This window comes from Kitasatospora sp. NPDC003701 (assembly GCF_053587085.1).
In genome coordinates this window covers 71,583-97,800 of the sequence record NZ_JBSFNM010000008.1, presented here as the reverse complement: position 1 = coordinate 97,800, position 26,218 = coordinate 71,583, and the positions used below count along the sequence as shown (strand labels likewise).

Annotated in this window: 22 protein-coding genes and 1 tRNA gene; 13 read left to right on the top strand and 10 right to left on the bottom strand. The window is 73.4% G+C overall.

Going from position 1 to position 26,218, the window contains the following annotated elements; translation table 11 throughout:
* Positions 1-151: 151 nt before the first annotated feature.
* From ACWDRR_RS10335 to ACWDRR_RS10320, 4 genes are all read left to right on the top strand, one after another.
* Positions 152-2,383, top strand: a complete 2,232-nt coding sequence (locus tag ACWDRR_RS10335; RefSeq protein ID WP_449771754.1) for an ATP-dependent DNA helicase UvrD2 — start codon at positions 152-154, stop codon at positions 2,381-2,383.
* Positions 2,384-2,678: 295 nt separating this feature from the next.
* A complete protein-coding gene (locus ACWDRR_RS10330) occupies positions 2,679-3,158 on the top strand; it encodes a hypothetical protein (RefSeq protein WP_449771753.1) in 480 nt (159 codons plus the stop codon).
* Positions 3,159-3,377: 219 nt separating this feature from the next.
* On the top strand, positions 3,378-3,695 hold the full coding sequence (locus ACWDRR_RS10325) for a WhiB family transcriptional regulator (RefSeq protein WP_360633045.1): 318 nt from the start codon (positions 3,378-3,380) through the stop codon (positions 3,693-3,695).
* Positions 3,692-4,090, top strand: coding sequence for a hypothetical protein (locus tag ACWDRR_RS10320; protein ID WP_449771752.1), 399 nt, complete (start codon positions 3,692-3,694; stop codon positions 4,088-4,090). Before ACWDRR_RS10325 ends, ACWDRR_RS10320 begins: the two co-directional genes overlap by 4 nt.
* Before the next feature lie 85 nt (positions 4,091-4,175).
* Here the strand turns inward: ACWDRR_RS10320 and ACWDRR_RS10315 are convergent, their stop codons facing one another.
* Positions 4,176-5,549: an ABC1 kinase family protein gene (locus tag ACWDRR_RS10315; RefSeq protein WP_449771751.1), complete on the bottom strand. Its 1,374-nt coding sequence runs from the start codon at positions 5,547-5,549 to the stop codon at positions 4,176-4,178.
* Positions 5,550-5,701: 152 nt separating this feature from the next.
* Entirely contained in the window at positions 5,702-6,787 is a 1,086-nt protein-coding gene (locus ACWDRR_RS10310; RefSeq protein WP_449771750.1) for a ThiF family adenylyltransferase, read from the bottom strand.
* Positions 6,788-7,222: 435 nt separating this feature from the next.
* On the opposite strand from ACWDRR_RS10310, the gene ACWDRR_RS10305 reads away from it, so the two are divergent.
* On the top strand, positions 7,223-7,771 hold the full coding sequence (locus ACWDRR_RS10305) for a M48 metallopeptidase family protein (protein WP_449771749.1): 549 nt from the start codon (positions 7,223-7,225) through the stop codon (positions 7,769-7,771).
* Between the two features lie 124 nt (positions 7,772-7,895).
* Here the strand turns inward: ACWDRR_RS10305 and ACWDRR_RS10300 are convergent, their stop codons facing one another.
* Complete coding sequence (locus tag ACWDRR_RS10300) at positions 7,896-8,483, bottom strand: NUDIX hydrolase (protein WP_449771748.1); 588 nt, start codon at positions 8,481-8,483, stop codon at positions 7,896-7,898.
* On the bottom strand, positions 8,480-10,078 hold the full coding sequence (locus tag ACWDRR_RS10295; RefSeq protein ID WP_449771747.1) for a zinc-dependent metalloprotease: 1,599 nt from the start codon (positions 10,076-10,078) through the stop codon (positions 8,480-8,482). The genes ACWDRR_RS10300 and ACWDRR_RS10295 overlap by 4 nt, the downstream gene beginning before the upstream one ends.
* Positions 10,079-10,287: 209 nt before the next feature.
* Between ACWDRR_RS10295 and ACWDRR_RS10290 the strand changes: the two genes are divergently transcribed.
* From ACWDRR_RS10290 to ACWDRR_RS10275, 4 genes are all read left to right on the top strand, one after another.
* Entirely contained in the window at positions 10,288-11,436 is a 1,149-nt protein-coding gene (locus ACWDRR_RS10290) for an NAD-dependent epimerase/dehydratase family protein (RefSeq protein WP_380321756.1), read from the top strand.
* A 165-nt stretch (positions 11,437-11,601) separates the two neighbouring features.
* The gene (locus ACWDRR_RS10285; RefSeq protein WP_449771746.1) at positions 11,602-12,042 is read left to right on the top strand and encodes a molybdenum cofactor biosynthesis protein MoaE; all 441 of its coding nucleotides are present in this window, start codon (positions 11,602-11,604) and stop codon (positions 12,040-12,042) included.
* Between the two features lie 182 nt (positions 12,043-12,224).
* Positions 12,225-12,413, top strand: a complete 189-nt coding sequence (locus tag ACWDRR_RS10280) for a hypothetical protein (protein ID WP_449771745.1) — start codon at positions 12,225-12,227, stop codon at positions 12,411-12,413.
* 42 nt (positions 12,414-12,455) lie between these two features.
* Positions 12,456-13,538 carry a YlbL family protein gene (locus tag ACWDRR_RS10275; RefSeq protein ID WP_449771744.1) on the top strand — a complete coding sequence of 361 codons (1,083 nt, stop codon included), beginning with the start codon at positions 12,456-12,458 and terminating at the stop codon, positions 13,536-13,538.
* A 96-nt stretch (positions 13,539-13,634) separates the two neighbouring features.
* Here the strand turns inward: ACWDRR_RS10275 and ACWDRR_RS10270 are convergent, their stop codons facing one another.
* Positions 13,635-14,198, bottom strand: coding sequence for a PPA1309 family protein (locus ACWDRR_RS10270; RefSeq protein WP_449771743.1), 564 nt, complete (start codon positions 14,196-14,198; stop codon positions 13,635-13,637).
* A gap of 314 nt (positions 14,199-14,512) precedes the next feature.
* Between ACWDRR_RS10270 and ACWDRR_RS10265 the strand changes: the two genes are divergently transcribed.
* The 3 genes from ACWDRR_RS10265 (at position 14,513) to ACWDRR_RS10255 (ending at position 20,023) form a co-directional block, all read left to right on the top strand.
* Positions 14,513-17,524 carry a UPF0182 family membrane protein gene (locus ACWDRR_RS10265; protein WP_449771742.1) on the top strand — a complete coding sequence of 1,004 codons (3,012 nt, stop codon included), beginning with the start codon at positions 14,513-14,515 and terminating at the stop codon, positions 17,522-17,524.
* 56 nt (positions 17,525-17,580) lie between these two features.
* Positions 17,581-17,654 (top strand) — tRNA-Met (locus ACWDRR_RS10260).
* A gap of 383 nt (positions 17,655-18,037) precedes the next feature.
* Positions 18,038-20,023: a tetratricopeptide repeat protein gene (locus ACWDRR_RS10255; RefSeq protein ID WP_449771741.1), complete on the top strand. Its 1,986-nt coding sequence runs from the start codon at positions 18,038-18,040 to the stop codon at positions 20,021-20,023.
* Positions 20,024-20,048: 25 nt separating this feature from the next.
* Here the strand turns inward: ACWDRR_RS10255 and ACWDRR_RS10250 are convergent, their stop codons facing one another.
* A complete protein-coding gene (locus ACWDRR_RS10250) occupies positions 20,049-20,468 on the bottom strand; it encodes a Fur family transcriptional regulator (protein WP_449771740.1) in 420 nt (139 codons plus the stop codon).
* A 108-nt stretch (positions 20,469-20,576) separates the two neighbouring features.
* Here ACWDRR_RS10250 and ACWDRR_RS10245 point away from each other — a divergent pair, with 108 nt between their 5' ends.
* Positions 20,577-22,055: a catalase gene (locus ACWDRR_RS10245; RefSeq protein ID WP_449771739.1), complete on the top strand. Its 1,479-nt coding sequence runs from the start codon at positions 20,577-20,579 to the stop codon at positions 22,053-22,055.
* Positions 22,056-22,286: 231 nt separating this feature from the next.
* On the opposite strand, the gene hisN is transcribed toward ACWDRR_RS10245, so the two are convergent.
* The 4 genes from hisN to aroA form a co-directional block, all read right to left on the bottom strand.
* A complete protein-coding gene (gene hisN / locus ACWDRR_RS10240) occupies positions 22,287-23,084 on the bottom strand; it encodes a histidinol-phosphatase (RefSeq protein ID WP_449771738.1) in 798 nt (265 codons plus the stop codon).
* 235 nt (positions 23,085-23,319) lie between these two features.
* Entirely contained in the window at positions 23,320-23,643 is a 324-nt protein-coding gene (locus tag ACWDRR_RS10235; RefSeq protein WP_449771737.1) for a DMT family transporter, read from the bottom strand.
* A 117-nt stretch (positions 23,644-23,760) separates the two neighbouring features.
* The gene (gene rsgA / locus ACWDRR_RS10230; RefSeq protein ID WP_449771736.1) at positions 23,761-24,816 is read right to left on the bottom strand and encodes a ribosome small subunit-dependent GTPase A; all 1,056 of its coding nucleotides are present in this window, start codon (positions 24,814-24,816) and stop codon (positions 23,761-23,763) included.
* 16 nt (positions 24,817-24,832) lie between these two features.
* Positions 24,833-26,164 (bottom strand): 3-phosphoshikimate 1-carboxyvinyltransferase, encoded by a 1,332-nt coding sequence (aroA, locus tag ACWDRR_RS10225; RefSeq protein WP_449771735.1) that lies wholly within the window; start codon positions 26,162-26,164, stop codon positions 24,833-24,835.
* Between the last annotated feature and the right edge of the window lie 54 nt (positions 26,165-26,218).

Genomic DNA, 26,218 nt, shown 5'->3' with positions numbered 1-26,218 from the left:
GAGGAACGTCCGTCACGCATCGGTCATTCCGCGTGCGCCCGGCGTGAGATCGACCTCGCACGCCCGAGCGCGCACCGTTCATCCTGCGATCGCACCGGGCCTGTGGACAAGCCCGCCCCGGTTGTCCCACCGGGCTGAGAGGATGGAACGCATGCAGGAAGACCTCTTGAGCGGCAGCCCGTTCGACGACTACCGCGCCGCGTCCGGCCCCGACGCGGTGCTCGCCGGGCTCGACCCCGAGCAGCGGGCCGTCGCCACCGCCCTGCAGGGGCCCGTCTGCGTGCTCGCCGGCGCCGGCACCGGCAAGACGCGCGCCATCACCCACCGGATCGCCTACGGCGTGCGCAGCGGCGTCTACCAGCCCGCGCAGGTCCTCGCCGTCACCTTCACCGCCCGCGCGGCCGGCGAGATGCGCGGCCGGCTGCGCCAGCTCGGCGCCGAGGGCGTCCAGGCCCGCACCTTCCACGCCGCCGCGCTGCGCCAGCTCCAGTACTTCTGGCCGCGCGCCGTGGGCGGCCCGGTGCCGCAGCTGGTGGAGCGCAAGGTCCAGCTGGTCGCCGAGTCCGCCGCGCGCTGCGGGCTGCGGGTCCAGCGCACCGAGCTGCGCGACCTCACCGCCGAGATCGAGTGGGCCAAGGTCTCCCAGATCGGCCCCGACGACTACCCGGCCGCGGTGCAGAAGTCGGCCCGCGAGGCCCCGCGCGACCCGGCCGAGACGGCCCAGGTCTACCGGGTGTACGAGGAGACCAAGAGCCGCCGCGGCGTCATCGACTTCGAGGACGTCCTGCTGCTGACCGCCGCGATCCTGGAGGACCGCCCGGACATCGCCGACCAGGTCCGCTCCCAGTACCGGCACTTCACCGTCGACGAGTACCAGGACGTCTCCCCGCTCCAGCAGCGGCTGCTCGACCAGTGGACCGGCCCCGCCGCCGGCAGCCTGTGCGTGGTCGGCGACGCCAGCCAGACCATCTACTCGTTCACCGGCGCCACCCCCGACTACCTGTTGAACTTCCGCACCCGCCACCCCGAGGCGACGGTGGTCAAGCTGGTCCGCGACTACCGCTCCACCCCGCAGGTCGTCCACCTCGCCAACGGGCTGCTCGCCCAGGCCCGCGGCCAGGCCGCCCGGCACCGGCTGGAGCTGATCTCGCAGCGCGAGGCCGGCCCCGAGCCCGTCTACACCGAGTACGAGGACGAGCCGACCGAGGCCGAGACCACCGCCCGCCGGATCAAGGAGCTGCTGGCGACCGGCGTGCGGGCCAGCGAGGTCGCGGTGCTGTTCCGCACCAACGGCCAGTCCGAGGTCTACGAGCAGGCGCTCGCCGACCTCGGGGTCTCCTACCAGCTCAAGGGCGCCGAGCGGTTCTTCGAGCGGCCCGAGGTCCGGGACGCCGGCGTGCTGCTGCGCGGCGCCGCCCGGGCCGCCTCCGACCCGCTCACCGACGGCACCCCCGGTCTCGCCGCGCAGGTGCGCGCGGTGCTCGCGACCCGGGGCTTCACCGCCGAGCCGCCGGCCGGCTCCGGCGCGGTGCGCGAGCGCTGGGAGTCGCTGGCCGCGCTGGTCCGGCTCGCCGAGGACTTCGAGCGCACCCGCACGGCGGCCGGGGAGCCGGCCGACCTGGCCGCGTACGTCGCCGAGCTGGACGGCCGGGCCGCGGCCCAGCACGCGCCCGCCGTCGAGGGCGTCACGCTGGCCTCGCTGCACGCCGCCAAGGGCCTGGAGTGGGACGCCGTCTTCCTGGTCGGCCTCACCGAGGGCACCATGCCGATCATCTACGCCAAGACGGACGAGCAGATCGAGGAGGAGCGCCGGCTGCTCTACGTCGGCGTCACCCGGGCCCGCAAGCACCTCTCGCTCTCCTGGTCGCTCTCCCGCTCCCCGGGGGGCCGGGCGAGCCGCAAGCCGACCCGGTTCCTGGACGGGCTGCGGCCGAACTCCGGCGCGCCGGGCGCGCGCGCCGGGGGCCGGGGCGGGCGCGGTGGCGTCGAGCCCGGCGAGCGCTCCGCCGGGCGCCGGGCCCGCGGACCGGTCCGTTGCCGGGTCTGCGAGCGGGTGCTCACCGAGGCGGTCGAGCGCAAGCTGCGCCGCTGCGAGAGCTGCCCCTCCACGATGGACGAGGCGCTGTACGAGCGGCTGCGCGAGTGGCGGGCCGGGCAGGCGAAGAAGCAGGGCGCCCCGGCCTACGTCGTGTTCACCGACGCGACGCTGATGGCGATCGCCGAGGACGTCCCGGCGACCACCCAGGAGCTGGCGGTGATCTCGGGGGTCGGTGCGATGAAGCTGGACAAGTACGGGGCCGCCGTGCTCTCGTTGTGTGCGGGGGAGGAGCTCACGGAGGATCCGGTCGACGTCGAGGACGGCGATCCGGACGAACCGGCCTGAGCCGGTCCGGGGCGTTCTCCGGGGCGGTCGGAGCCGATGCCCCGGAGCACTTCGGAACCCGTCGGGAAACTCGCCGGAAAAATAGTTTGCGCGCCGTACCGAGAGCGCAATAGCCTGCCGGAGCGGTCAAGGGGACGCGAACGCACGGGGTGACGCCTGTGCCATGTCCTCCTGTACCCGACAGCTTCTCCGCTCCACCAGCACCACGCTTCACCTGCACCACCGAGACAGACATCCGAACAGTTCGGAGCCCGGGAGACCAGGCCCCGCGAGACGCCGAGAGGAGGCGAAGACAGTGGAAACCATCATGATCACCAAACTGACTGGCCAGACCGTCGTCGCTGCCTCCCTGCGTGCCGCCCGCCTGCGGGCTCTCGCCGAGCTGGGTGGAACCGGTCTGGGTCTCGAAGCCACGGGTGCCTCCGTCGCTTCCGCCGTCTCCGTCGTCCCCGTTGTCAGTGGTCTTGGACACACTGGCCTCTGCGGCGCGGATATCGCGGGCGGTATTGACGGCACCTCTGTCGAGACCGGTCTGTCCCGTGGCTGGGCGTCCGTGAGCACGTCGCGCTCCCCGCGCGACGAGCGACCGACCCAGGCACCGAAGGCAGCCGTAGCCGCCATGCATGGCGGCTATGAGCAGGTCATCGGTGCCGGAAACGCCCAGAAGCAGAACGAGCAGCAGATCAACAAGCAGGCCATGGCCGCCTTTACCGGCGCCACGGCCATCCGGATGCGGGCCTTCCGCGGGCCTGAACCCTGGAGAGAACGAACCTGAGGAAGTCTCAGGTCGGCACCTCCAGGGCCGCGGAACCCGTCACACCGGGATCCGCGGCCCTTCTGTTTTGTCCGGTACGCAAGACCACCCAGGCCCTCCGGGGCCTCCGGCCCAGCCCCACCAGTCAGCTGAGCCGGACCCACTGAAAAGACGAGGAAGACGCCCACAGTGTCCACGGTCATCACACCGCCCATCCCGTCCGTACCGCAGACAAGCCAGATCACCCCGGCCGACCAGGCCGACCCTCCGGAGGTTTCCCTGATGCAGATCACCACCATCGACCAGGCCGAGGCGCTCGGTCTCCCCATCCCGTGCCGCGCCTTCGACCCGGAGGTCTTCTTCGCCGAGACGCCCGCCGACGTCGAGTACGCGAAGTCCCTCTGCGGCACCTGCCCGGTCAAGGACGCCTGTCTGACCGGTGCGCTGGAGCGGCGCGAGCCGTGGGGCGTCTGGGGTGGCGAGCTCTTCGTCCAGGGTGTCGTCGTGGCCCGCAAGCGGCCGCGTGGCCGCCCGCGCAAGACCGAGGTCGCAGCGTGAACCCCGCGCTCGGAGCCAAGGCCGTCCGCCGGGGAGAGCAGCCCCCGCTGGACAGCGCCCTTCGTCGCTCCGTGCGAATCGCCGCCGCCAAGGCCGACGCGGCCCGCACCGTCCACTTCCCTACGTCGCACCACGAGCAGGACCACGACATGACCGCCGCCGCCATTGATCCCACCGTCCGCGCCGAGCAGACCACCGAACTTCAGATCCAGAACAGGACCCTCGAAATGCAACTCCTCCACGAATCCCTGGCCCGTGCCCATATGCAAGACCGCTTGCAAGAGGCCGAGCACGAACGGCTCGTCACCCGGGTCGCCCGGGCCCGCCGGCTCAAGCTGAGGGCCGAACGGGCCTCGCTGCGGGCCCGCAAGGCCCTCGCCGTCGCGCTGATGTAGGCGCGCCGGTCCGGAAACACCCCCGTCGTGCCGCAGGCCGCCCCCCGTACCGGGGAGCGGCCTGCGGCCGTTGCTGCCGGGCCCGTCAGGGCTTCTTCGCGGCCGCGCGCTTCTTCGACCCGGTGGTGGGACGCTCCTCGAACTCCGGGAGCCACCGCTGCATCTCCGCCCGGAACGGGGCGTTGGCACCCAGCTGGCAGAGCACCCCGATGGTGCTCAGCGTGACCCGGTGGATCAGCAGGTACGCCGGGGGCAGGTTGAGCTGCTTGCCCAGGTTGTAGGCGGGCGAGCGCGGATCGGCGATCCGCGCGGCCTGGGCCCGCATCCAGGCCCGGGTGAAGTGGAAGGTGTCCACCGCGGCCGGCTCGATGATCGGCACCAGGTAGTCCAGCACCGCGTCCGGGTCCAGCTCGATCGAGGGCTTGACGAAGCCCTCCTCGCGCAGCATGTCCAGCACGCCCGCGGCGTCACCGGCCAGCGCCATCCGCAGCGAGGCGCCGATCGGTGCGGGCAGCCCGCCCGGCAGCCGGTCGACGGTGCCGAAGTCCAGCACCCCGAGCCGCCAGCCGGCCACCGGCCCGTCGTCCTTGAGCAGCCGGAAGTTGCCCGGGTGCGGGTCGGCGTGCAGCAGACCGGTCCGGGACGGGCCGGCGAACAGGAACCGGGCCAGCAGGTGCCCGGCCCGGTCGCGCTCCTCCTGGGTGCCGCCCGTGATCACCTCGGCCAGCGGGGTGCCGTCCATCCACTCGGTGATCAGCACCTGGTCGGCCTGCGCGACCACGCCGGGGACCCGGATGTCCGGATCGCCCGCGAACTCCTCGGCGTGCCGGCGCTGCGCCTGCGCCTCCAGCTCGTAGTCCAGCTCCTCCGCGACCCGCTCGCGCAGCTCGGTGATCAGCGGCTTGATGTCGAGACCGGGGATGAGCGGGCCGAGCAGCCAGGCCACCCGGCTCAGCTGCGAGAGGTCCGCCAGCAGCGCGTCGCCCGCGCCCGGGTACTGGACCTTGACGGCCACCTCGCGGCCGTCGTGCCAGACGGCCCGGTGCACCTGGCCGATCGAGGCGGCGGCGGCCGGCCGGTCGTCGAACTCCAGGAACAGCTTCCGCCAGCCGTCGCCGAGCCGCTGGGTGAGTGCGGTGTGGACGGTGGCGGCGGGCATCGGCGGAGCGGCGTCCTGCAGTTTGGTCAGTGCCGCCCGGTAGGGCCCGGCGACCTCCTCGGGCAGCGCGGCCTCGAAGACGGACAGCACCTGCCCGAACTTCATCGCCCCGCCCTTGAGCTCGCCCAGGACCTTGAAGAGCTGGTCGGCGGTGGCCTGTTGCAGCTCGGCCGTCACCACCTCGGCCGACCGCCCGCCGATCCGCTTCCCCAGCCCGAGGGTGGCCCGGCCGGCTATCCCCAACGGCAGGGCGGCGAGCCGTGCCGTGCGGGTCATTGCCTTGCGCGGAAGATCGCTCACCCGGGCCTCCAATCCACACGCCCCCGGCACCCCACGACCGGGGGCCGACCATCACTACGCCATTGTGCCCGCTCCCCGCCCCGGCCCCGGCACCCTTTTCCGACCTGTCGCGCGACGGCCCCCTCCGGCGTCGTCCGCCGTCCACCGGGCGGTCAGCCCGGCGGCTGCGGTTGCCAGAGGCAGCCGCAGTCGGGGTGGCCCTTCAGCCGCAGCCGCCGGGGCATGCCGTCGACGGCGGAGAGCTCGCACCAGCCGTCGAGGCTCGGCGGGCGGCCGCCGTCCAGGTAGACCTGGGCGTGGAGGGCGGCGAGGCCCGCCACCGCCGTGGCCAGACCGGTGTCGCAGGCGGGGGTGCGGGCCCGGCCGGGGCCGTCGTCGGCGAGCTGGGCCAGGATCCGCGGCCAGGCCGGGTCCTCGTCCTCGCGGGCCAGGACCAGGCAGTGGCCGCAGGCCGAGACCCCCGGGACGACGAGCGGCCCGACCACGCCGAACTCCTCCACCACCCCGACGTAGAGGTGCGGCACCCCGGCCCGGAGCAGCTCCCTGGCCTCGGCCGCGCCGCCGGCGAAGGCACCGCTGCCGTCCCGGGGCGCCAGCACCACGAGGTCGGGGTGCCGCTCGGACCGGCGGCGGGTGTCCGGGGTGGTGCGGCGGGCCGAGGCCCGCTGGACGGCCTCGCGGGCGGCGGTGGACCGCAGCCGCCCGACGTCGCCGGGGGGCAGGCCGGCGGGGGAGCAGTCCCCGGGCCGGACCCGGCCGGTGTCGGTCACCGTGACCGCCCCCGTGCCGCCGGCCGCCAGGACGGCGGCGAGCGCGGCGCCGACCCGGCCGGCGCCGCGCACCTCGACCCTGCGGTCGGCGCGGCGGGCGAGGACGGCGGGGGCGGCGCCGGGGCCGGAGTGGACCAGCGAGAGCGAGGCGAGATCCGGGCCGAGCAGCTCCCGGTGCGGCTGCGGGAAGCGGGCCAGTGCGCTGCCCGCCGCTTCGGCGTCGTCGAGCAGCCCGGCCTGCTCCAGCTCGTCCAGCAGGGCGCCGGTCGGTTCCCGCCCGAGGCCGGCCCGCTCGCCGGCGGCCAGCAGCGCGGGCCGGTCCCGCGTCCCGTCGAGGAGTCCGAGGAAGTCGCAGCGGGCCCGGTCCGCGCGTTCGAGCACCCCGGCGTACTGGCGGACGGTGCCGAACTGCAGGGTCTCGGAGTCCCGCCAGCTGCGGGAGAGGGCGGGCTTCAGCAGGAGGCGCACGGCGGTCTTCCTTCCGATCGTTTCCGGACGGCCGACGCCAGCCTGCCCGATCGGCACGACCGCGTGCTCACCGTTGTCCACAGGCACGAGCACATGATCGAATGATCCGTTCGCACACCCTGTGGATAACCTGTCGTCCGATCCGGGGTCGGATTCCGGACACCCTCCGGCGGCCTTTCGTTCCCGATCACTCCACGAAAGATTTCGGCCATGGCAGCGGACTTCTGTCAGCGGTACCGGGTAACGTCGTGTGCCATGGCAGCCGAACGGGACTCCCATCCCCCGGCGTCGCGTCGGCGTGCCCGTGCAGCGTCCGGGTCCCAGGTCGCGACGCCGAGCACGCGCGGGCGCCCGGACCAACAGCCGACCTCGGCCCCGCCGCAGCCCCCTCCTCCGCCGGAGAAACACGTCGAGCTGCCGTTCGACCGCTCCCGGGTGGAGGTCCGGCGCAGTGCCCGGCGCAGCCGCACCGTCTCGGCGTACCGCGAGGGCGACCGCACGATCGTGCTGATCCCGGCCCGGATGTCGCACGCCGAGGAGCAGCGCTGGGTCGCGCAGATGCTGGAGAAGCTGGCCGCCCAGGAGAGCCGGCGGGTGCTCGGCGACGACGCGCTGGCGGTCCGGGCGCGCGAGCTGTCCGCCGCCTACCTGGGCAACCGCGCCCAGCCCGTCCAGGTCCGCTGGGTCACCAACCAGAACTCGCGCTGGGGGTCCTGCACACCCAGCGAGCGGACCATCCGGCTGTCGCACCGGCTGCAGGGCATGCCGGAGTACGTCGTCGACTACGTGCTGCTGCACGAGCTCGCCCACCTGCTGGTGCCGGACCACGGGCCCTCGTTCTGGGCGCTGCTGGAGGCCTACCCGCGGACGGAGCGGGCGCGCGGCTATCTGGAGGGCGTCGTCTCGGCGGCCCGGCTGCCGCACATCCCGGGCGCCCGGCACGCGGGCCCGCCGGAGGCCGACCCGGCCGGATCCTGCGGCTGACCGCGGTCGCGTCCGGCCGACCGCGGCGGCGGCCGCGGGGCGGCAGTGATGCGGGGAACAGGCGGACGTGCGGAACGGGAGGGCGCGGGCCACAGCGGCCCGCGCCCTCCCGTTCCGTCGCGCCTCAGCCGGTCAGTACCCGGGCGCGCGCCACCAGGTCGCGCACCGAGTGGTCGGTCAGCTCGGGCAGCCGGTCGAAGTCGAACCAGCGCAGGTCCAGCGACTCCTCGCTGATCAGGGCCTGTGCGCCGGGCGGGGCCACCGCGATGTACTGGACGTCCAGGTGGGTGTTCTCCGGCCGGTCCTTGCCGGTGCAGCGCACCTGGTGCCGGTCGAGCTTGGCCGGCACCGGCACGCCGTCGGTGGCCAGCAGGACGAGGTCCGGGATGCCCGACTCCTCGGTGGCCTCGCGCAGCGCGGCGGCGGCCAGGTCGCGGTCGCCCGGCTCGCAGTGGCCGCCCATCTGCAGCCAGAGGCCGACCTTGGGGTGCAGGGTGAGCAGCACCCGCCCGGCGGCCGGGTCGACCACGGCCGCGCTGGCGGTGATGTGGGCGGGCAGGCAGGAGCGGAACAGGCCCTCGGGCTGCTCGGCCAGGTGGTCCAGGTAGTCGCGGCGCAACTGCTCCTGGTCCGGGTCGGCGGGACGCCAGCCGCCCAGGGCGCGGACGGCGTCCGCGTGCAGCGCGGACGCGCCCGTCTCGGTGAGCGTCATGCGGTGGGCTCGCCCTTCCCGTCCTCGTCCTTCTGCTCCGGGCCGGGCTGCTCCGGGCCGGGCTTCTCCAGGTCGGGCCCGGCGGGGTCGGCGGGCTTCGAGGCCGCCGACGGCCCGCCCGCGGCGGCCTCGCCGAGCAGCTTGTCGATCGCGTCGAAGTCCAGGCCGCCCTCCTGATCACCGGCGGTGTCCCGGTGCACGAAGGCGTCCGGGTCGTCCAGGTCGGCGGCGGTGGGGAGCATGTCGGGGTGCTGCCAGAGGTCGTCGCGGCCCTCGATGCCCCGGGCGTCGGCGAGCAGCGCCCAGAGCCGGGCGGCGTCGCGCAGCCGGCGCGGGCGCAGCTCCAGGCCGACCAGGGTGGCGAAGGTCTGCTCGGCGGGGCCGCCGGCCGCGCGGCGGCGGCGGACGGTCTCGCGCAGCGCGCCGGCCTGCGGCAGGTGCGGCTCGGCGGCGGCGTGCACGACGGCGTCGACCCAGCCCTCGACCAGCGCCAGCGCCGTCTCCAGACGGGCGAGCGCGGCCTTCTGCTCGGGGGTGTCCTCGGGTTGGAGCAGACCGCCGGCCAGCGCCTCCTGGAGCGCCTCGGGGTTGCTCGGGTCGAGCTGGCCGACGAGCTCCTCCATCCGGGAGGAGTCGACCTTGATGCCGCGCGCATAGGCCTCGACGGCGCCGAACAGGTGGGCGCGCAGCCACGGCACATGGGCGAAGAGGCGCTGGTGGGCGGCCTCGCGCAGGGCGAGGTAGAGCCGGACCTCGTCGGCGGGCACGTTCAGGCCCTCGCCGAACTCGGCGATGTTCTGCGGCAGCAGCGCGGCCTTGCCGGCCGGGGCGAGCGGCAGGCCGACGTCGGTGGAGCCGACCACCTCGGCGGCGAGCGCACCGAGCGCCTGGCCGATCTGGCTGCCGAACATGGCGCCGCCCATCGAGCGCATCATGCCCATCAGCGGGCCGGCCATGGCCTGCATCTCCTCGGGCAGGACGCCGCCCATGGCGGTGCCGACCCGCTCGGCGACCGGGTCGACGAGGTCCTTCCAGACCGGCAGGGTGGCTTCGATCCACTCGGCCCGGCTCCAGGCGACGGCGGTGCCGGCCCCGGAGGGGAACTCGGTGACGCCGTCCAGCCAGAGGTCGGCGAGCCGGACGGCCTCGGCGACGGCGGAGCGCTCGGAGGCGCCGACCGACCGGTCCTTGGACTTGCCCTCGACGGGCTCGGCGACGACGGTCTGGCGGGCGATGTCCTTGGCGAGGTCCCAGTTCACCGGGCCGCCCTCGAAGGACAGCATCTGGCCGAGCTGCTGGAAGGCGGCGCCGAGGTCGTTGGGGTTGAGGCCGCCGAACATCGCGGCGAACGGGTTGTCACCGCCGCCGGGTCCACCGGGGGTGCCGGGCGCACCGGGCGCACCGGGCATCCCCATGCCGAAGAGCGCGCCGAACGGGTTCCCGCCGAAGCCGAACGGCTGGGGGCTGCCCTCCTCGCCGCCCTGGTCCTTCTTCTTCTGCTCGTCGCCGGGCCGGCCCTTGCCGTCCTCGGGCTTGGCCTTGCCGTCCTCGGGCTCCTCTGGCGGAACGCCGAATCCGAAGGGAAGGTCGCTCACGGGGTCCTCGATCCGGTCGGCCGTCATGCGGGTGGTGGCGGGATTTCGACCCGCCCGGGACGGTCGGCGGAGTGGGGGAACTCGCCGCCGGTGGGCGGCTCCCGTGCGGCTGGCCCGCGCCGGGTGCACCGCCGGGCCTTCGCCTCGGGCAGGATGGACGTACGTGACACACGTACGTACGCACATAAGCTAACCGTGGAGGATGGCCGGTGAGTTCCCCGCCTTCGGACGTTCGCTCTGGGCTGACCGGAGGAGAGGACGCCCCGGACATCACGGCGTCGCCGCCTCCAGCCTACGGCGGAAGGCCACTGACCGTGGCCGTCACCGGCGCCGCCGGTGTACTCGGCGAGCGTGTCGCCGCCCGCCTCGTCGCCTCGCCGGGGGTGAAGAAGGTCCTCGCCGTGGACGACCGGCGGGGCGAGGTGCCGGGCGTGCAGTGGCGCGTCCTGGACGTGCGCGACCCGGCGGTGGCCGAGCGGCTGGCCGGCGTGGACGTGGTCGTCCACCTGGCGATGGACCTCGGCATGGAGTCCGACCCGCGGGCCCGCAGCGCCTACAACGTGCGCGGCGCGCAGACCGTGCTGACCGCCGCCGCGGCGGCCGGGGTGCACCGGGTGGTGCTCTGCACCTCCGCGATGGTCTACGGCGCGCTCGCCGACAACGAGGTGCCGCTGGCCGAGGACTCCGAGCTGCGGGCCACCGAGGAGGCCTCGCTGGTCGGGGACCTGCTGGAGATCGAACGGCTGGCCCGGCGGGCCCCGCGGGCCCACCCGGGGCTGCAGGTGACCGTGCTGCGTCCGGCCGTGGTGGTCGGGCCGGGCGTCGACACCGTGCTGACCCGGCACTTCGAGGCGCCCCGGCTGCTGGTGGTGGCCGGGTCCCGGCCGTGCTGGCAGTTCTGTCATGTGGATGACCTGGCGGCGGCGCTGGAGTACGCGGCGCTCGGGCTGGTCGAGGGCGAGGTCACGGTCGGCTGCGACGGCTGGCTGGAGCAGGAGGACGTGGAGCGGCTGTCGGGCATCCGGCGGATGGAGCTGCCGGCCTCGCTGGCGCTGGGCACCGCCGCCCGGCTGCACCGGCTCGGGCTGACCCCGGCCCCGGCGGGGGACCTCGCGTACACGATGTACCCGTGGGTGGTCTCCGGCAGCCGGCTGCACGAGGCGGGCTGGCGTCCGGCGTACACCAACGAGCAGGTGCTGGCGGAGCTGCTGGCGCAGGTCTCCGGCAAGCACGCGGTGGCCGGGCGGCGGCTCGGCGGCAAGGAGGCCGCCACCAGCCTGGGCGCGGCCGGGGCGACGGTGGCGCTGGTCGGTACGGCCGCGCTGGTCCGGCGCGCGCGCAAGCGGCGCCGCTTCTGACCCTTCGAGGGCCACGGACGGCGGGCCTCCCCTCGCCGCCCGCAGCGCCTGCCGGTCGCGGTCCGGGCCGCCGGTCGGCGACCCCTTTCTCACGATGCGAAATTCTCCAATCGTGATACGGAACCCCCTTGCCCGAAGGCGGCCGGGATGGGGAATCATGGAGTCATGTCCGAGAACCACGACCCCATCCGTCTGCTCGCCGTCCGCGACACCCCGCTCTCGCTCGACGAGGTGTACGAGGCGGTCGGCGACGACGCCGCCGGCGGTACGACCGTCTTCGTCGGGACGGTCCGGGACCACGACGGCGGCAAGTCGGTCGCCGCGCTGGAGTACAGCTGCCACCCCTCGGCCGAGCAGGAGATGCGCCGGATCGCCGAGAAGGTCGTCGCGGAGTTCCCGGTCCGGGCGCTCGCCGCGGTGCACCGGGTCGGCCGGCTGGAGATCACCGACAAGGCCGTGATCGTCGCCGTCTCCTGCGCCCACCGGGGCGAGGCGTTCGCCGCCGCCCGCCGGCTGATCGACGACCTCAAGCACGAGGTGCCGATCTGGAAGCACCAGGTGTTCTCCGACGGCGAGGAGGAGTGGGTCGGCGCCGGCGGCTGCTGACCCACCCGGACACCGTCACCGCGCAGGCGCGCCGGACCGTCACTCGAACGGGTCCGGGGCGCTGCGCCGAATACTCCCTGGCAGTGAGCCGATCGGCCGTGCCGTAACCCGGACGGCGCCACCCGCGTTGTCCGCCGGGGTGGTTAATCTGCTCATAGACACGACGAGCTGGGAGTACTGACATGGCTGCGCTCGCCTGGTTGATCATTCCGGTTGTCGCCGCACTGCTCGCCGCCGTGTGGGCGGGCTGGGCCCAGCGGGCCCCCAGAGCCACCGGTGACCCCGCCTCCCTCGCCGAGCACCGGCGCTTCATGGCCGCGATGGAACGCACCACCGCCACCGCCGCCCCGGGCGAGGACTCCGGGCGGTAGCCCGGCGGGCGTACCGTCAGCCGCGTCCCGTACTGTCGAGGCATGCCACGCCGCTCTGCGACGATGCTCGCCGCCACCCTGCTGCTCATAGCGCTGCTCTGCGCGTCGGTGCTGATGAAGGTGCCGTACACCGAGATGAGCCCGGGGCCGACGTACAACACGCTCGGGGTGCAGGAGAAGACGGGCACGCCGGTGATCACCATCACCGGCCACGAGTCGTACCCGGTGAGCGGGCACCTCAACATGACCACCGTCCAGGTCACCGGCGCCAAGTACGAGCCGAGCCTGGTCAACGCGGTGGTCGGCTGGCTCCGTGACGACGTGCTGGTGGTACCGCACGACAACGTCTACCCGAAGGGCCAGACGGACGCCGACGCCAAGCGGCAGAACGCCGAGGAGTTCGCGCTCTCCGAGGACCACGCGCGGACGGCGGCGCTGACCCAGCTGGGCATCCCGGTCGGTAACGAGCTGATCGTCCAGTCGGTCACGGCCGGCGCTCCGGCGGAGGGCAAGCTGCACGCCGGCGACCGGATCATCGCGGTCGACGGCACTCCGGTCGCGGACGCGGACGCGGTGGCCAAGGCCGTCACCAAGCACCAGCCCGGCGAGACGACCGTCTTCACCGTGGTGCCGATGGTCAAGGACGCCGGCAAGGCCGACCCGGCGGCGGCCCGCACCGACATCGCAGTGCCGACCGTGAAGTCCCCCGACACCGGCGCCGCGATGGTCGGCATCCGGCCCGGGGTCCGGCACACCTACCCGTTCCAGATCGACATCGGCCTCCAGGACGTCGGCGGTCCGAGCGCGGGCCTGATGTTCTCGCTGGGCATCATCGACAAGCTGACGCCCGAGGACCTCACCGGCGGCAAGTTCGTCGCGGGCACCGGCACCATCGACGACGGCGGCGCGGTCGGCCCGATCGGCGGGATATCGATGAAGCTGATCGCGGCCCGGGACGCGGGCGCCCAGTACTTCTTCACCCCGGCCGCCAACTGCGCGGAGGCCGGCAAGAACACCCCGTCCGGGCTGACCCTGATCAAGGCCGAGACGCTGGACGGCGCACTGAAGTCGCTGGAGCAGGTCCGCAGCGGGCAGACCGCCGCGCTGCCGTCCTGCGCGAACTAGCCGAGGACCGCGACCGAGGACCGCGACCGCCGACCGGCGGGCGGGCCCGGGCGACGGGCCCCGGACGGGACCGCCCGGAGCCCGCCGCGCGGACGGCTAGCTGAAGGTGGCGAGCAGCGCCTCGGTCAGGCCCGGGACGAGGTCGGGGCCGGTCAGGACCTCGCGCGCGACGTCCTTGGAGCGCAGCCGCAGGGCGATCTCCTTCTTGCCGTCGCGCAGCACGGCGGCGGTGATCCGCACCTCCTCGCGTGCGGGGTGGTTGGCCACCCAGTCGGCGAGCTGGGCGTCGGAGGCGTTGCGCGGGCGGGACTGCTCGGCGCCCGGCGGCAGCATCAGCCGCTCGACCACCAGGGCGCAGCCGGCCACCGCGTCGGGCCAGGCGATGGTGGCGAGGAACTTGTCGAGCTCCATGCCGGCCGGCAGTTCGTCCTGCTCGACCGGGGTGAGGCCGGCCTCCGGGTTGTCGGAGAGGCCGAGCTGCTCGGCGATCCGGGGGTCGGCCTTGCGCAGCATCGCGCTGTCCACCAGGGCGAACAGCCGGGCCGGGAGGTCCCAGCCGAGGGTGGCGGCGTACTCGTCGATCTCCAGTGCGGCCCGGGTCAGCGGGGTCGCGGCCGGGAGCTTGGAGACGTCGTCGGGGGAAGGGGAGACATCGGACATGCCTCAATCCTCACACGGCGGGCGGTCCGGGCGGTGCCACCCGCGGTCCGGCGGGGGCGGGCGCGGCGCGGGCGGCCGGGGCGGCCGGGGCGGCCGGTGCCGGGGCGGGTGCGCCCGCCCGGTGTCCCGACCGGCGTCGCGACGGGTGCCGCGTCCGGTGCCGCGTCCGCCGTGCGGACGGCCGGACGGCTGCGGCCGGGGAACGTCGGAGTAACCGTCTGCTAACGGTGGGAACTCGGCTAAAGCCTGGTTAAGTTGCACTGACGACCGATCGATTCCAGACGACACAGCTGAGGTGCCCCGTGGTATTCCAGATGCCGGAACGCTCAGGGCCGGGATTCCGGCGCCGGGTAGGCCCGCCCTCCCGGCGGGCGCGGGTGGCCCTGCTGACCCTGGGCGTACTCGCGGTGCTCTTCCTGCTGTTCGTCATGTTCGCCGGGTTCTGGACCGACTGGCTCTGGTTCAAGTCGGTCCACTACTCCTCGGTGTTCACCACCCAGCTCTGGACGAAGGTCGGCCTGTTCGCCGTCTTCGGCCTGCTGATGGCGCTGATCGTGGGCGCCAACATCTGGCTGGCGCACCGGCTCCGGCCGCCGCTGTCGGCGATGTCGGTGGAGCAGCAGAGCCTGGACCGCTACCGGGCCGGCCTGGCCCCGTTCAAGCGCTGGGCGCTGATCGGGATCTCGCTGGTGATCGGCCTGGTGGCCGGGGCCGCGGCCTCGGGCCAGTGGCGGACGTGGCTGCTGTGGACCAACGGGACGTCGTTCGGCGTCAAGGACCAGCAGTTCGGCATGGACGTCTCGTTCTACGCCTTCGAGCTGCCGTTCTACGAGTTCCTGCTCGGCTTCGCGTTCAGCGCGGTGATCGTCTCGCTGCTGACCTCGGCGCTGGTGCACTACCTCTACGGGGGCCTGCGGCTGCAGGGCCCCGGCCGTCGGGCCAGTGCCGGCGCGCAGGGCCACCTCGCGGTGCTGCTCGGTGTGTTCGTGCTGCTGAAGGCGGTCGCGTACTGGCTGGACCGGTACGCGCTGGCGGTGAAGACCGGCTCGTACAAGAGCGTCACCGGCTGGACCGGCCTGCGCTACGTGGACGCCAACGCGTTCCTGCCGGCCAAGACCATCCTGTTCTTCGTCGCGATCATCTGCGCGGTGCTGTTCTTCCTGACCCCGATCCGCCGCACCTGGGCGCCGGCCCTGATCGGCCTCGGGCTGATGGTGCTGTCGGCGGTGCTGATCGGCGGGGTGTACCCGGCGATCGTGCAGCAGTTCCAGGTCAAGCCGAACGAGCAGGCCAAGGAGACGCCGTACATCCAGAAGAACATCGACGCGACGCGGCAGGCGTACGGGATCGCGGACAGCCAGACCACCCAGTACACCCCGCAGGGTTCGACCACGGCCGAGGCGCTCAAGCCGGACGCGCAGACCATCGCGGACATCCGCCTGCTGGACCCGAACGTGGTCTCGCCGACCTTCCAGTCGATCGAGCAGCAGCGCTCGTACTACGCCTTCCCGTCCACGCTGGACGTGGACCGCTACGGCAAGGGCGAGGGCGCCCAGGACACCGTGATCGGCCTGCGCGAGCTGGACCTCAACGGGGTGCAGCGCAACTGGATCAACGACCACTTCAAGTACACCCACGGCTACGGCGCCGTGGTGGCCAAGGGCAACCAGGTCAACGACAAGGGCCAGCCGGTCTTCACCGAGTCCGGCCTGCCGGCCACCGGTTCGCTGGGCGACTACCAGCAGCGGGTCTACTACGGCGAGAAGACCGGCACGTACTCGATCGTCGGCGGTGCCAACCAGGAGATCGACTACACCACCGACTCCGGTGAGAACAAGCAGTACCAGTACACCGGTGGCAGCGGCGTCTCGCTGGACAACCCGATCACCCGGGCCGCGTACGCGGTGAAGTTCGCCGAGCCGCAGATCCTCTACGCGGGGGCGATCACCGACGGCGCCAAGGTCATCTACGACCGGACGCCCAAGGAGCGGGTGGAGAAGGTCGCGCCCTGGCTGTCGATCGACGCCGACCCGTACCCGGTCGTGCAGCCCGGCCCCGACGGGCAGCCCGGCCGGGTGGTCTGGGTGCTGGACGGCTACACCACCTCCGACGGCTACCCGTTCTCCTCCAAGACGACGCTCGGCACGGCCACCAAGGACTCGCTGACCAACCAGCGCGGTGAGCTGCTGACCGCCGCCAACCAGGTCAACTACATCCGCAACTCGGTCAAGGCCACCGTGGACGCGTACACCGGCGAGGTGACGCTCTACCAGTGGGACGAGAACGACCCGGTGCTGAAGACCTGGATGAAGGCGTTCCCGGACACCGTCAAGGCCAAGGCCGACATCCCGGGCACGCTGATGCCGCACCTGCGGTACCCGCAGGACATGTTCAAGGTGCAGCGCGACCTGCTCGGCCAGTACCACGTGACGGACGCCAACTCGTTCTTCAACGGCAGCGACATCTGGCAGATCCCGGTCGACCCGACCAGCGACACCAAGCAGCCGCAGCCGCCGTACTACCTGACGGTGCGGATGCCGGACCCGGCGGTCACCTCCGCCAGCTTCTCGCTCACCAGCACCTTCGTGCCGAGCGGCCGGGAGAACCTGGCGGCCTTCATGGCGGTCAGTGCCGACCCCGGGCCGGACTACGGGAAGATCCGGCTGCTCAAGGTGCCGGGGGACAGCAAGACGCTCGGCCCCAACCTGGTGCAGTCGCAGTTCAACTCGCGCCAGGAAGTGGCCCAGCAGATCACCCTGCTGAAGAGCGGCGGTGACTCCGAGCTGGAGTACGGCAACCTGCTGACCCTGCCGGTCGGCGGCGGCCTGCTCAACGTCGAACCGGTGTACGTGCGCGGCCGCGGTGCCAAGTACCCGACGCTGCAGAAGGTGCTCGCGGTCTACGGCAACGACAACGTGGCCTTCGAGAACACCCTGGAGGAGGCGCTGAAGAAGGTCTTCGCGGGCGCCGCCCCGGCGACCACGCCGACCGCGCCGTCCTCCCCGGGGACGCCGGCCAACCCGAGCACGCCGACGCCCACCCCCGGTACGCCGACGCCCGCGCCGGGCACCGGCGGGACCACCCCGGAGCTGCAGAAGGCCTGGGCGGACGTCGAGAAGGCGTACAACGACAGCCAGAACGCCTTCAAGAGCGGGGACTGGGCGGCCTACGGCCAGGCCCAGAAGGCGCTCGGCGATGCGATCAAGGCGGCCCAGGCGGCGCAGCAGAAGGCCGGCGGCACCCCCGCCGCCACGCCTTCGGGCACGCCGTCCGCCACGGCGACGAACGGCACCCCGCCGAGCCCCTCGGCGGGAGCCAGCCCCTGAGCTGGGAGAACCGATTGATGTTCCACCCCGCGCCCGTGCTATGGTTTGTCCACCGACGCGGGGTGGAGCAGCTCGGTAGCTCGCTGGGCTCATAACCCAGAGGTCGCAGGTTCAAATCCTGTCCCCGCTACTCAGTAGCACGGAAGCCCGGAGGATCATCCTCCGGGCTTCTGGCGTTTTCCCTCGGAGGCGCCGCGGGCCCCTCCGGTACTATCGACCGTCGCCACCGACGCCGGCATCGGGGTTTGTGGGGCCCGAGTGTCGGGAAATCGACAAAGCGCCGAAGCAATTTCGTCGGCTTCGGTTCCGCGCCGCCGAATTCGGCCGGGGCAGGTGTACGCGGGTTGCGGGTGATGCGACGATGGGACACGTGGGGGACGCTGCGCGGCTGCTGACCAGCCGTCGGCTCCGGCGCGCCCCGTGGGGACCCCTTCGGTCGGAGGCCGGGAGCGGGTCCGTCCGGCCGCAGGCCGGGGGAGGATGCCGCGACACTCTGGGGGAGCGGGAGTCGGCATGAGGCTGATCGGCAAGAACGGGCCAGGAGCCAAGTCCGCGGCGACCACCGAAGCGGACACCGAGGGCTGGGCCGAGAGTTCCGAGAACCACCCCGGCGCCCTGCCCGCCCAGCGCACCGGCGGACCGATCGAGCGTCGGCCGGGCGGCGGCTACGGCCCCGACAGCCTGGTGCACGTCTCCGCCCGTCAGTTCGCCGCCGCCATCGGCCCGTACGGGGCCGGCACCGAGGACGAGGAGGGCGAGGAGGGCCGCGACCGGGCCGGGCTCGACTCCGCCGGCTTCGACTCCGCCAGCTTCGAGAGTGCGCTGGCCGCGCGCGAGCAGGCCGCCCTGGAGGCCCGGCACCGCCAGGCCGCCGACGACGGGGACCCGGAGGCCGCCAGCCGGCTCGGCACCCTGCTGCTGCGCCGCGGGGACCTGGAGGACGCCGAGCCGTACCTGCGCGGCGCCGCCGCCGCCGGGCTGCGCGCGGCCGCCAACAACCTCGGCGTGCTGCTGCACCAGCAGGGCCACCGCTCGGAGGCCGCCCAGTGGTGGCGCCAGGCCGCGGTGGCCGGCAGCGCGCCCGCGGCGCACGCGCTCGGGCTCCAACTGCGGGACCAGGGCGAGGAGGAGGCCGCCGAGTACTGGCTGCACTTCGCCGCCGACCACGGCCACCCGCTCGGCGCCTACGCGCTGGGCGACCTGATGGAGCACCGGCGCGACGTGCGCGCCGAGCGCTGGTTCAAGGTCTCCGCCGACGCCGGCCACCGCGAGGCCGCCTACCGGCTGGCCCGGATGCGGGAGGCCGCGGGGGACAAGGAGACCGCCGAGACCTGGTACCGCACCGCCGCCGCCCGCAGCCACGCCCGCGCCGCGCTGCGGCTCGGCGTGCTGCTGGAGGAGCGCTCCCGCGTCGACCACGCGCTGCTGGACGAGGCCGCCCGCTGGTACCGGCAGTCGGCGCAGAACGGCGAGCCGCGGGCGGCCTGCGCGCTGGGCTTCCTGCTGCGCGACTCCGGGGACCTCACCGCCGCCGCCGAGTGGTGGCAGGAGGCCGCCGAGGCCGGGGACGGCAACGCGGCCAACGCCCTGGGCGCCCTGCACGCCTCGCGCGGCGAGGCGGCCGAGGCCGAACGCTGGTACCGCAGCGCACTGGACGCCGGCGACCAGAACGGCGCCTTCAACCTCGGGCTGCTCTGCGCCGCGGCCGGCCGCGACCAGCAGGCCGAACAGTGGTACCGCCGCGCCGCCTACGCCGGGCACCGGGAGGCCTGCAACGCGCTGGCCGTGGTGCTGCTCCAGCGCGGCGACGAGTCGGGCGCCGAGCCGTGGTTCTCCAAGGCCGCCGAGGCCGGCAGCGTGGACGGCGCCTTCAACCTGGGCGTCCTGCACGCCGGGCGCGGGGACCACCGGCAGGCGCAGGAGTGGTACGCGCGCGCCGCGGCCGAGGGCCACGGCGAGGCGGCCCTCCAGCTGGCGGTGGTCCAGGAGCAGCGCGGCAACCTGGCCGGTGCGCTGGAGCGCTACCGGCAGGCGGCGGCCGGCGGCTCGGCCGAGGGCGCGTTCCGGCTGGCCTCGGTGCTCGACCGGCGCGGTGACGCGGACGCCGAGGCCGAGCACTGGTACGCGGTCGCGGCCGACGCCGGCCACCGGCGGGCACAGGTGCGGATGGGCGTGCGGGCCGCCGAGCGCGGGGCGCTGGAGATCGCGGAGAGCTGGTACCGGCGGGCGGCCGAGGCGGGCAGCCGCAGCGCGGCCTTCAACCTGGGCCTGCTGCTGGCCCGGCAGGACTGCGAGGCGGAGGCGATGCTCTGGTACACCCGGGCCGCCGACGCCGGGCACGGCCGGGCGGCGCTGCGGCTCGCCCTGCTGGCGCTGCGCCGCGGGGAGCCGGTGCAGGCGGAGAACTGGTGCCGGCGGGCCGCCGACTACGGCCCGGCCGAGGTCGCGGAGCGGGCCGGTCGTCTGCTGGGCGCGCTGCACGCGGAGTTGAGCGCGTAGCGCTCGCTCGGGGGCCGTTCGTCGCTCAGGGGCCGTTCGTACAGTCCGGACAGAGCCCCCGGTAGGTGATCTCGGCACCGGAGACGGTGAAGCCGAACCGCTCGCTGCGGGGCAGGGTGGCCAGCGGGTCGCCCTGCGGGTGGACGTCCCGGATGGCGCCGCAGCCCGAGCAGACCAGGTGCTGGTGGGGCCGGTGCGCGTTGGGGTCGTACCGCTTGGCCCGGCCGTCGGTGGCCACCTCCAGCACCTCGCCCAGGCAGACCAGCTCGCCGAGCGTGTTGTAGACCGTGGCGCGGCTGATCTCGGGCAGGCGCTCCGCGGCACGGGCGTGCACCTCGTCCGCCGTGAGGTGGACGTGCTCGCCGTCGAGGACCTCGGCCACGACCCGGCGCTGCGAGGTCAGCCGCCATCCACGTCCGCGAAGTCGTTCCAGCAGGTCACTCATGTGTACAGGATAAGTGAAGCTCCGACTTTGGTTCCAGTGTTGACTTAGACAAAGTCCAAGTTAGGATCGAGTTGTTGTCACGACCGGACCACGCGGAGGCACCCCCTTATGAGCACCCAGGACGAACTGCGCCCCATCCTCACCACGGAGGCGGGTGCCCCCGTCGCCGACAACCAGAACACCGAGACCGCCGGCATCGGCGGCCCGGCGCTGATCCAGGACCAGCAACTGTTCGAGAAGCTGGCGCACTTCAACCGCGAGCGCATCCCGGAGCGCGTGGTCCACGCCCGCGGCGCGGCGGCGTACGGCACCTTCACGGTGACCGCCGACGTCACCGCCTACACCCGGGCGAGCTTCCTCGCCGAGGTGGGCAAGCAGACCGAGACCTTCCTGCGGTTCTCCACCGTGGCCGGCAACCTCGGCTCGGCCGACGCCGTCCGCGACCCGCGCGGCTTCGCGCTGAAGTTCTACACCGAGGACGGCAACTACGACCTCGTCGGCAACAACACCCCGGTGTTCTTCATCAAGGACGCCACCAAGTTCCCGGACTTCATCCACACCCAGAAGCGCGACCCGTACACCGGCTCCCAGGAGGCGGACAACGTCTGGGACTTCTGGGGCCTGTCGCCCGAGTCGACCCACCAGGTGACCTGGCTCTTCGGTGACCGCGGCATCCCGGCCAGCTACCGCCACCTCGACGGCTTCGGCTCGCACACCTACCAGTGGCAGAACGAGGCCGGCGAGCACTTCTGGGTCAAGTACCACTTCAAGACCGACCAGGGCATCAAGAACCTGACGGCCCAGGAGGCGGCCCTCCTCGCGGGCGAGGACCCGGACAGCCACCAGCGCGACCTGCGCGAGTCCATCGAGCGCGGCGAGTTCCCGAGCTGGACGGTCAGCGTCCAGATCATGCCGGCGGCCGACGCGGCCCAGTACCGCTTCAACCCGTTCGACCTGACCAAGGTCTGGCCGCACGCCGACTACCCGCTGGTCGAGTTCGGCAAGCTGGAGCTCAACCGCAACCCCGACAACGTCTTCGCCGAGGTCGAGCAGTCGATCTTCTCGCCGTCGCACTTCGTGCCCGGCATCGGCCCCTCCCCGGACAAGATGCTCCAGGGCCGGCTGTTCGCCTACGCGGACGCCCACCGCTACCGCGTCGGCATCAACGCCGACCACCTGCCGGTGAACCGCCCGCACGCCACCGAGGCGCGCACCAACAGCCGGGACGGCTACCTCTACGACGGCCGCCACGGCCGCCGCAAGAACTACGAGCCCAACAGCTTCGGCGGCCCGGTGCAGACCGGCCGCCCGCTCTGGGCCGCCACCGCGGTCACCGGTGCCACCGGCACCCACGAGGCGCCGCTGCACGCCGAGGACAACGACTTCGTGCAGGCGGGCAACCTGTACCGGCTGATGGGCGAGGACGAGAAGCAGCGGCTGGTCGCCAACCTGGCCGGCTTCATCGCCAAGGTCTCGGCCGACCGCGAGGACATCGTCGAGCGGGCGATCGAGAACTTCCGCCAGGCCGACGAGGACTACGGCCGCCGGCTGGAGACGGCGGTCCGGGAGCTGCGCAAGCAGCGCTGACACCCCATGAGCCGCGGGCCCGTTCCGACCGGAAAGCCGGTCGGAACGGGCCCGCACCAGTGTGGTCGCCCGCTCGCCTCCGGGCCGCTCGGCCCGGTGCTTCGGCCCGGTGCTTCGACCCGGTGCTTCGACCCGGTGCCTCGGCTCGGGGCGGGTTCGGCGCGGGGCAGAGCTTCAGACCCGGGGGCCGGGGGCGTCCGCTTGCGTTCGGGCGCTCGCGTCCGGCGTCGGTCAGACGCTGAGGCGGCGCAGGGCCTCCGCGTGGAGGAGGCCGTTGGAGGCGACCGCGTCCGCGCCGCCCGGGCCGGGGACGCCGTCCAGACCGGTGAACCGGCCGCCGGCCTCCTCGACGATGATCGCGTTCGCGGCCATGTCCCAGAGCGACAGCTCGGGTTCGGCGGCGATGTCCACCGCTCCCTCGGCGACCATCATGTACGACCAGAAGTCCCCGTAGGCGCGGGTGCGCCAGCAGGCCCGGGTGAGGTCCAGGAACGAGTCGAGCCGGCCGCGCTCCTCCCAGCCGGAGAGCGAGGAGTAGGAGAACGAGGCGTCCTCCAGCCGGGAGACGCCGGAGACGTGGATCCGAGCGGCCTTGGTCAGACTGCGGCCGGCGAAGGCGCCCAGGTCCTTGGCCGCCCACCAGCGGCGGTTCAGCGCGGGGGCGGAGACGATGCCGACCACCGGACGCTCCACGCCGTCCGGGCCGTCCTCCAGCAGCGCGATCAGGGTCGCCCAGACCGGTACGCCGCGGATGTAGTTCTTGGTGCCGTCGATCGGGTCGATCACCCAGCGGCGCGGGCCGGTGCCCTGCAGGCCGAACTCCTCGCCGAGCACCGCGTCGCGCGGGCGGGCGCGCTGGAGCACGCTGCGCACCAGCTCCTCGGCGGCCTTGTCGGCGTCGCTGACGGGGGTGAGGTCGGGCTTGGTCTCGACCTTCAGATCGAGGGCGCGGAAGCGCTCCAGGGTGACCGAGTCGGCCGAGTCGGCGAGGACATGGGCGAGTCGGAGATCGTCGTGGTAATCGGCCATGGTCGAAACCCTAGCGAGCCCCACCCGATCGGGACAGTCGGGCTCGCGGAGCGGACGCCGGCCGTCCGGCCGCGGTGGAACACCCCCGGAGCCCCGGCCGCGGGACCGGACCCCAGCCCCGCGAACCCGCCCCGGGCCGAAGGGCCGCGCCGGTGCCGGAAGGGGGAGCGGCGTGGGAGCGCCGACCGTCGGCACCGGGTCGAGCGGCCCGGCGGCGAGTGGGTGGCGACACGGCTCAGTGCGCCGTGCCGCTCAGTTGGAGCCCGATCACACCGGCGATCACCAGCGAGATCGAGACCAGCTTGAGCACCGAGCTGGTCTCGTCCAGGAAGAGCATGCCGTAGATCGCGGTGCCGGCCGCGCCGATGCCGGTCCAGACCGCGTAGGCCGGACCGACCGGCAGGCTCTTCAGGGAGAGGGTGAGCAGGCCGAAGCTGCTGAGGGCGAAGACGCAGAAGCTGATGGTGGGCCAGAGCTTGGTGAAACCTTCACTGAGCTTGAGGTTGATCGCGAAGCCGGTCTCCAGGAGGCCGGCCAGGATCACCAGGGCCCATGCCATCGCGTGCTCTCCCTGTCGATCGACGGGCCGGGCCGTGATCCGGCCCGACTTTCCTATGATCACCAGGCTGGCCCGCTCCGACACCTCGAACGCGCGAAAACGGCCGGGGCCGCGCCGTCAGTCGCCCTCGCGGGTCTCCTTGCTCGCCAGCAGACGGCGCAGCGAGTACAGCCGGGCCTGCTCCGCGTGGCCGTCCGCGACCCAGGCGTCCAGCGCGCAGTCCGGCTCGTCGTGGCTGCACGCGCGCGGGCAGTCGACGGTACCGGGCTCCAGGTCGGGGAAGGCGTGGATGACCCGGGACGGGTCGATGTGCGAGAGGCCGAAGGAGCGGAAGCCCGGGGTGTCGATCACCCAGCCCGGGTCGAGCGCCTTCTTCGAGCCCGGCTTGGCGCCCGGGGGCGGCGGCAGCCGCAGCGCCAGCGCCGAGACGGTGGTGTGCCGGCCGCGGCCGGTCACCGCGTTGACCACCCCGGTGGTCCGCTGGTGCAGCGGCACGAGGGCGTTGACCAGGGTCGTCTTCCCGACGCCGGAGTGTCCGATGAACACCGTCGAGCGGCCGCGCAGGTGCGCCCGGACGGCCTCGGCGCCCTCGGTGGCCAGCTCGTCCCGGCGGGTCACCACGTAGTTGATGCCCAGCGGGGCGTAGGCCTCCAGCAGCGGCTCGGCCGGGGCCAGGTCGGACTTGGTGAGCACCAGCAGCGGCTCCATGCCGGCGTCGTACGCGGCCACCAGGCAGCGGTCGATCAGCCGGGGCCGGGGCTCCGGGTCGGCCAGCGCGGTGACGATGGCCAGCTGGTGGGCGTTGGCGACGACGATCCGCTCGAACGGGTCGTCGTCGTCCGCGGTCCGGCGCAGCACCGAGGTGCGCTCCTCGACCCGGACGATCCGGGCCAGGGTGTCGGCGTCCCCCGAGAGGTCGCCGACGATATTGACGATGTCGCCGACGACGACGCCCTTGCGGCCCAGCTCACGGGCCTTCATGGCGACGATCTCGCGCTCCTGCTTCGTCCCGGCGTCCAGCAGGCAGGTCAGCCGGCCCCGGTCGACGGTGAGCACCATCGCCTCGGCCGCGTCCTCGTGCTTGGGCCGGATCCTGGTCCGCGGCCGGGAGCCCCGGCGTGCGGGGCGGTTGCGGATGTCGTCCTCGTCGGCGTCCTTGCCGTAACGGCGCATGTGCCCAGTCTCCCGCTCAGCCGCCCACCACTGCCCCGCCGAGGAGCTCGTCCCACATCTTCGGGAAGTCCGGCAGGGTCTTGGCGGTGGTGGCCACGTTCTCCACCTGGACGCCGTCGACGGCCAGGCCGATCACCGCGGCGGCGGTGGCCAGGCGGTGGTCCTCGTAGGTGTGGAAGACGCCGCCGTGCAGCTTGCGCGGGCGGATCCGCAGGCCGTCCTCGGTCTCGGTGACCTCGCCGCCCAGGTCGTTGATCTCCTTGGCCAGCGCGGCCAGCCGGTCCGTCTCGTGCATCCGCAGGTGGGCGATGCCGTACAGGTGGGACTCGGAGTCGGCGAGCGCGGCGACGGCGGCGATCACCGGGGTCAGCTCGCCGACGTCGTGCAGGTCCGCCTCGATGCCGTGGATCCGGCCGGTGCCGGTGAACTGCAGGCCCTCGTCGGTGAACTCGCAGACGCCGCCCATCTGCGTGTAGATGTCACGGAGCTGGTCGCCGGGCTGGGTGGTGTGCTTCGGCCAGTCGCGGACGGTCACCCGGCCGCCGGTGACCAGGGCGGCGGCGAAGAACGGCGCCGCGTTGGAGAGGTCCGGCTCGACCACCATGTCGCGGCCGAGCAGGGCGCCGGGGGTGACCCGCCAGACGTCCTTCTCGCCGCCGTCCTCCGGGGCGTCCACCTGGGCGCCGGCCAGCCGCAGCATCTCGACCGTCATCCGGATGTGCGGCAGCGAGGGGACCGGCCCGCCGACGTGGCGGACCTCGACGCCCTGGTTGTACCGGGCGCCGGAGAGCAGCAGGGCGGAGACGAACTGCGAGGACGAGGAGGCGTCCAGCTCCACCACGCCGCCGTCCAGCGCGCCGGTGCCGTGCACGGTGAGCGGGAAGGCGCCGCGGCCGCCGTCGTCGATCCGGGCGCCGAGCGCGCGCAGGGCGTTGATCACGCCGTGCTGGGGGCGCTCGTAGCTGCGCGGGTCGCCGTCGAAGTGGACCGGGCCGTCGGCGAGGACGGCGAGCGGGGGGAGGAAGCGCATGACCGTGCCGGCGTTGCCGACGTCGACGGAGGCCGGGCCGCGCAGCGCGGGCGCGGGGATGACCCGCCAGGCCTCGCCGCCGCCGATGCCACCGGAGTCGTTGTTGACCTGCTCCTCGATGCCGACGCCGAGCGCGCGCAGGCCGTCGGCCATCAGCTGGGAGTCGCGGCTGCGCAGCGGGCGCCGCACCCAGCCGGGTTCGGTGGAGAGGGCGGCCAGCACCAGAGCCCGGTTGGTGACCGACTTGGAGCCGGGGATGGTGACGGTGGCGTCAACGGGGGTGGTCGCGACGGGGGCGGGCCACAGGGTCTCGGTCATGGGGCAAGTTTAGGGGCCGTACGGGAACTGTCCGCTCCGTGGGACGGCTGCTCG

What these genes read in the sequence shown, in the direction of transcription:
- ACWDRR_RS10245 (WP_449771739.1), top strand. Translation starts at nt 20,577, where the DNA reads ATGAGCACCCAGGACGAACTGCGCCCCATCCTCACCACGGAGGCGGGT.
- ACWDRR_RS10280 (WP_449771745.1), top strand. Translation starts at nt 12,225, where the DNA reads ATGGCTGCGCTCGCCTGGTTGATCATTCCGGTTGTCGCCGCACTGCTC.
- ACWDRR_RS10335 (WP_449771754.1), top strand. Translation starts at nt 152, where the DNA reads ATGCAGGAAGACCTCTTGAGCGGCAGCCCGTTCGACGACTACCGCGCC.
- rsgA (WP_449771736.1), bottom strand. Translation starts at nt 24,816, where the DNA reads ATGCGCCGTTACGGCAAGGACGCCGACGAGGACGACATCCGCAACCGC.
- ACWDRR_RS10255 (WP_449771741.1), top strand. Translation starts at nt 18,038, where the DNA reads ATGAGGCTGATCGGCAAGAACGGGCCAGGAGCCAAGTCCGCGGCGACC.
- ACWDRR_RS10275 (WP_449771744.1), top strand. Translation starts at nt 12,456, where the DNA reads ATGCCACGCCGCTCTGCGACGATGCTCGCCGCCACCCTGCTGCTCATA.
- aroA (WP_449771735.1), bottom strand. Translation starts at nt 26,164, where the DNA reads ATGACCGAGACCCTGTGGCCCGCCCCCGTCGCGACCACCCCCGTTGAC.
- ACWDRR_RS10300 (WP_449771748.1), bottom strand. Translation starts at nt 8,483, where the DNA reads ATGACGCTCACCGAGACGGGCGCGTCCGCGCTGCACGCGGACGCCGTC.
- ACWDRR_RS10250 (WP_449771740.1), bottom strand. Translation starts at nt 20,468, where the DNA reads ATGAGTGACCTGCTGGAACGACTTCGCGGACGTGGATGGCGGCTGACC.
- hisN (WP_449771738.1), bottom strand. Translation starts at nt 23,084, where the DNA reads ATGGCCGATTACCACGACGATCTCCGACTCGCCCATGTCCTCGCCGAC.
- ACWDRR_RS10270 (WP_449771743.1), bottom strand. Translation starts at nt 14,198, where the DNA reads ATGTCCGATGTCTCCCCTTCCCCCGACGACGTCTCCAAGCTCCCGGCC.
- ACWDRR_RS10265 (WP_449771742.1), top strand. Translation starts at nt 14,513, where the DNA reads ATGCCGGAACGCTCAGGGCCGGGATTCCGGCGCCGGGTAGGCCCGCCC.
- ACWDRR_RS10285 (WP_449771746.1), top strand. Translation starts at nt 11,602, where the DNA reads ATGTCCGAGAACCACGACCCCATCCGTCTGCTCGCCGTCCGCGACACC.
- ACWDRR_RS10235 (WP_449771737.1), bottom strand. Translation starts at nt 23,643, where the DNA reads ATGGCATGGGCCCTGGTGATCCTGGCCGGCCTCCTGGAGACCGGCTTC.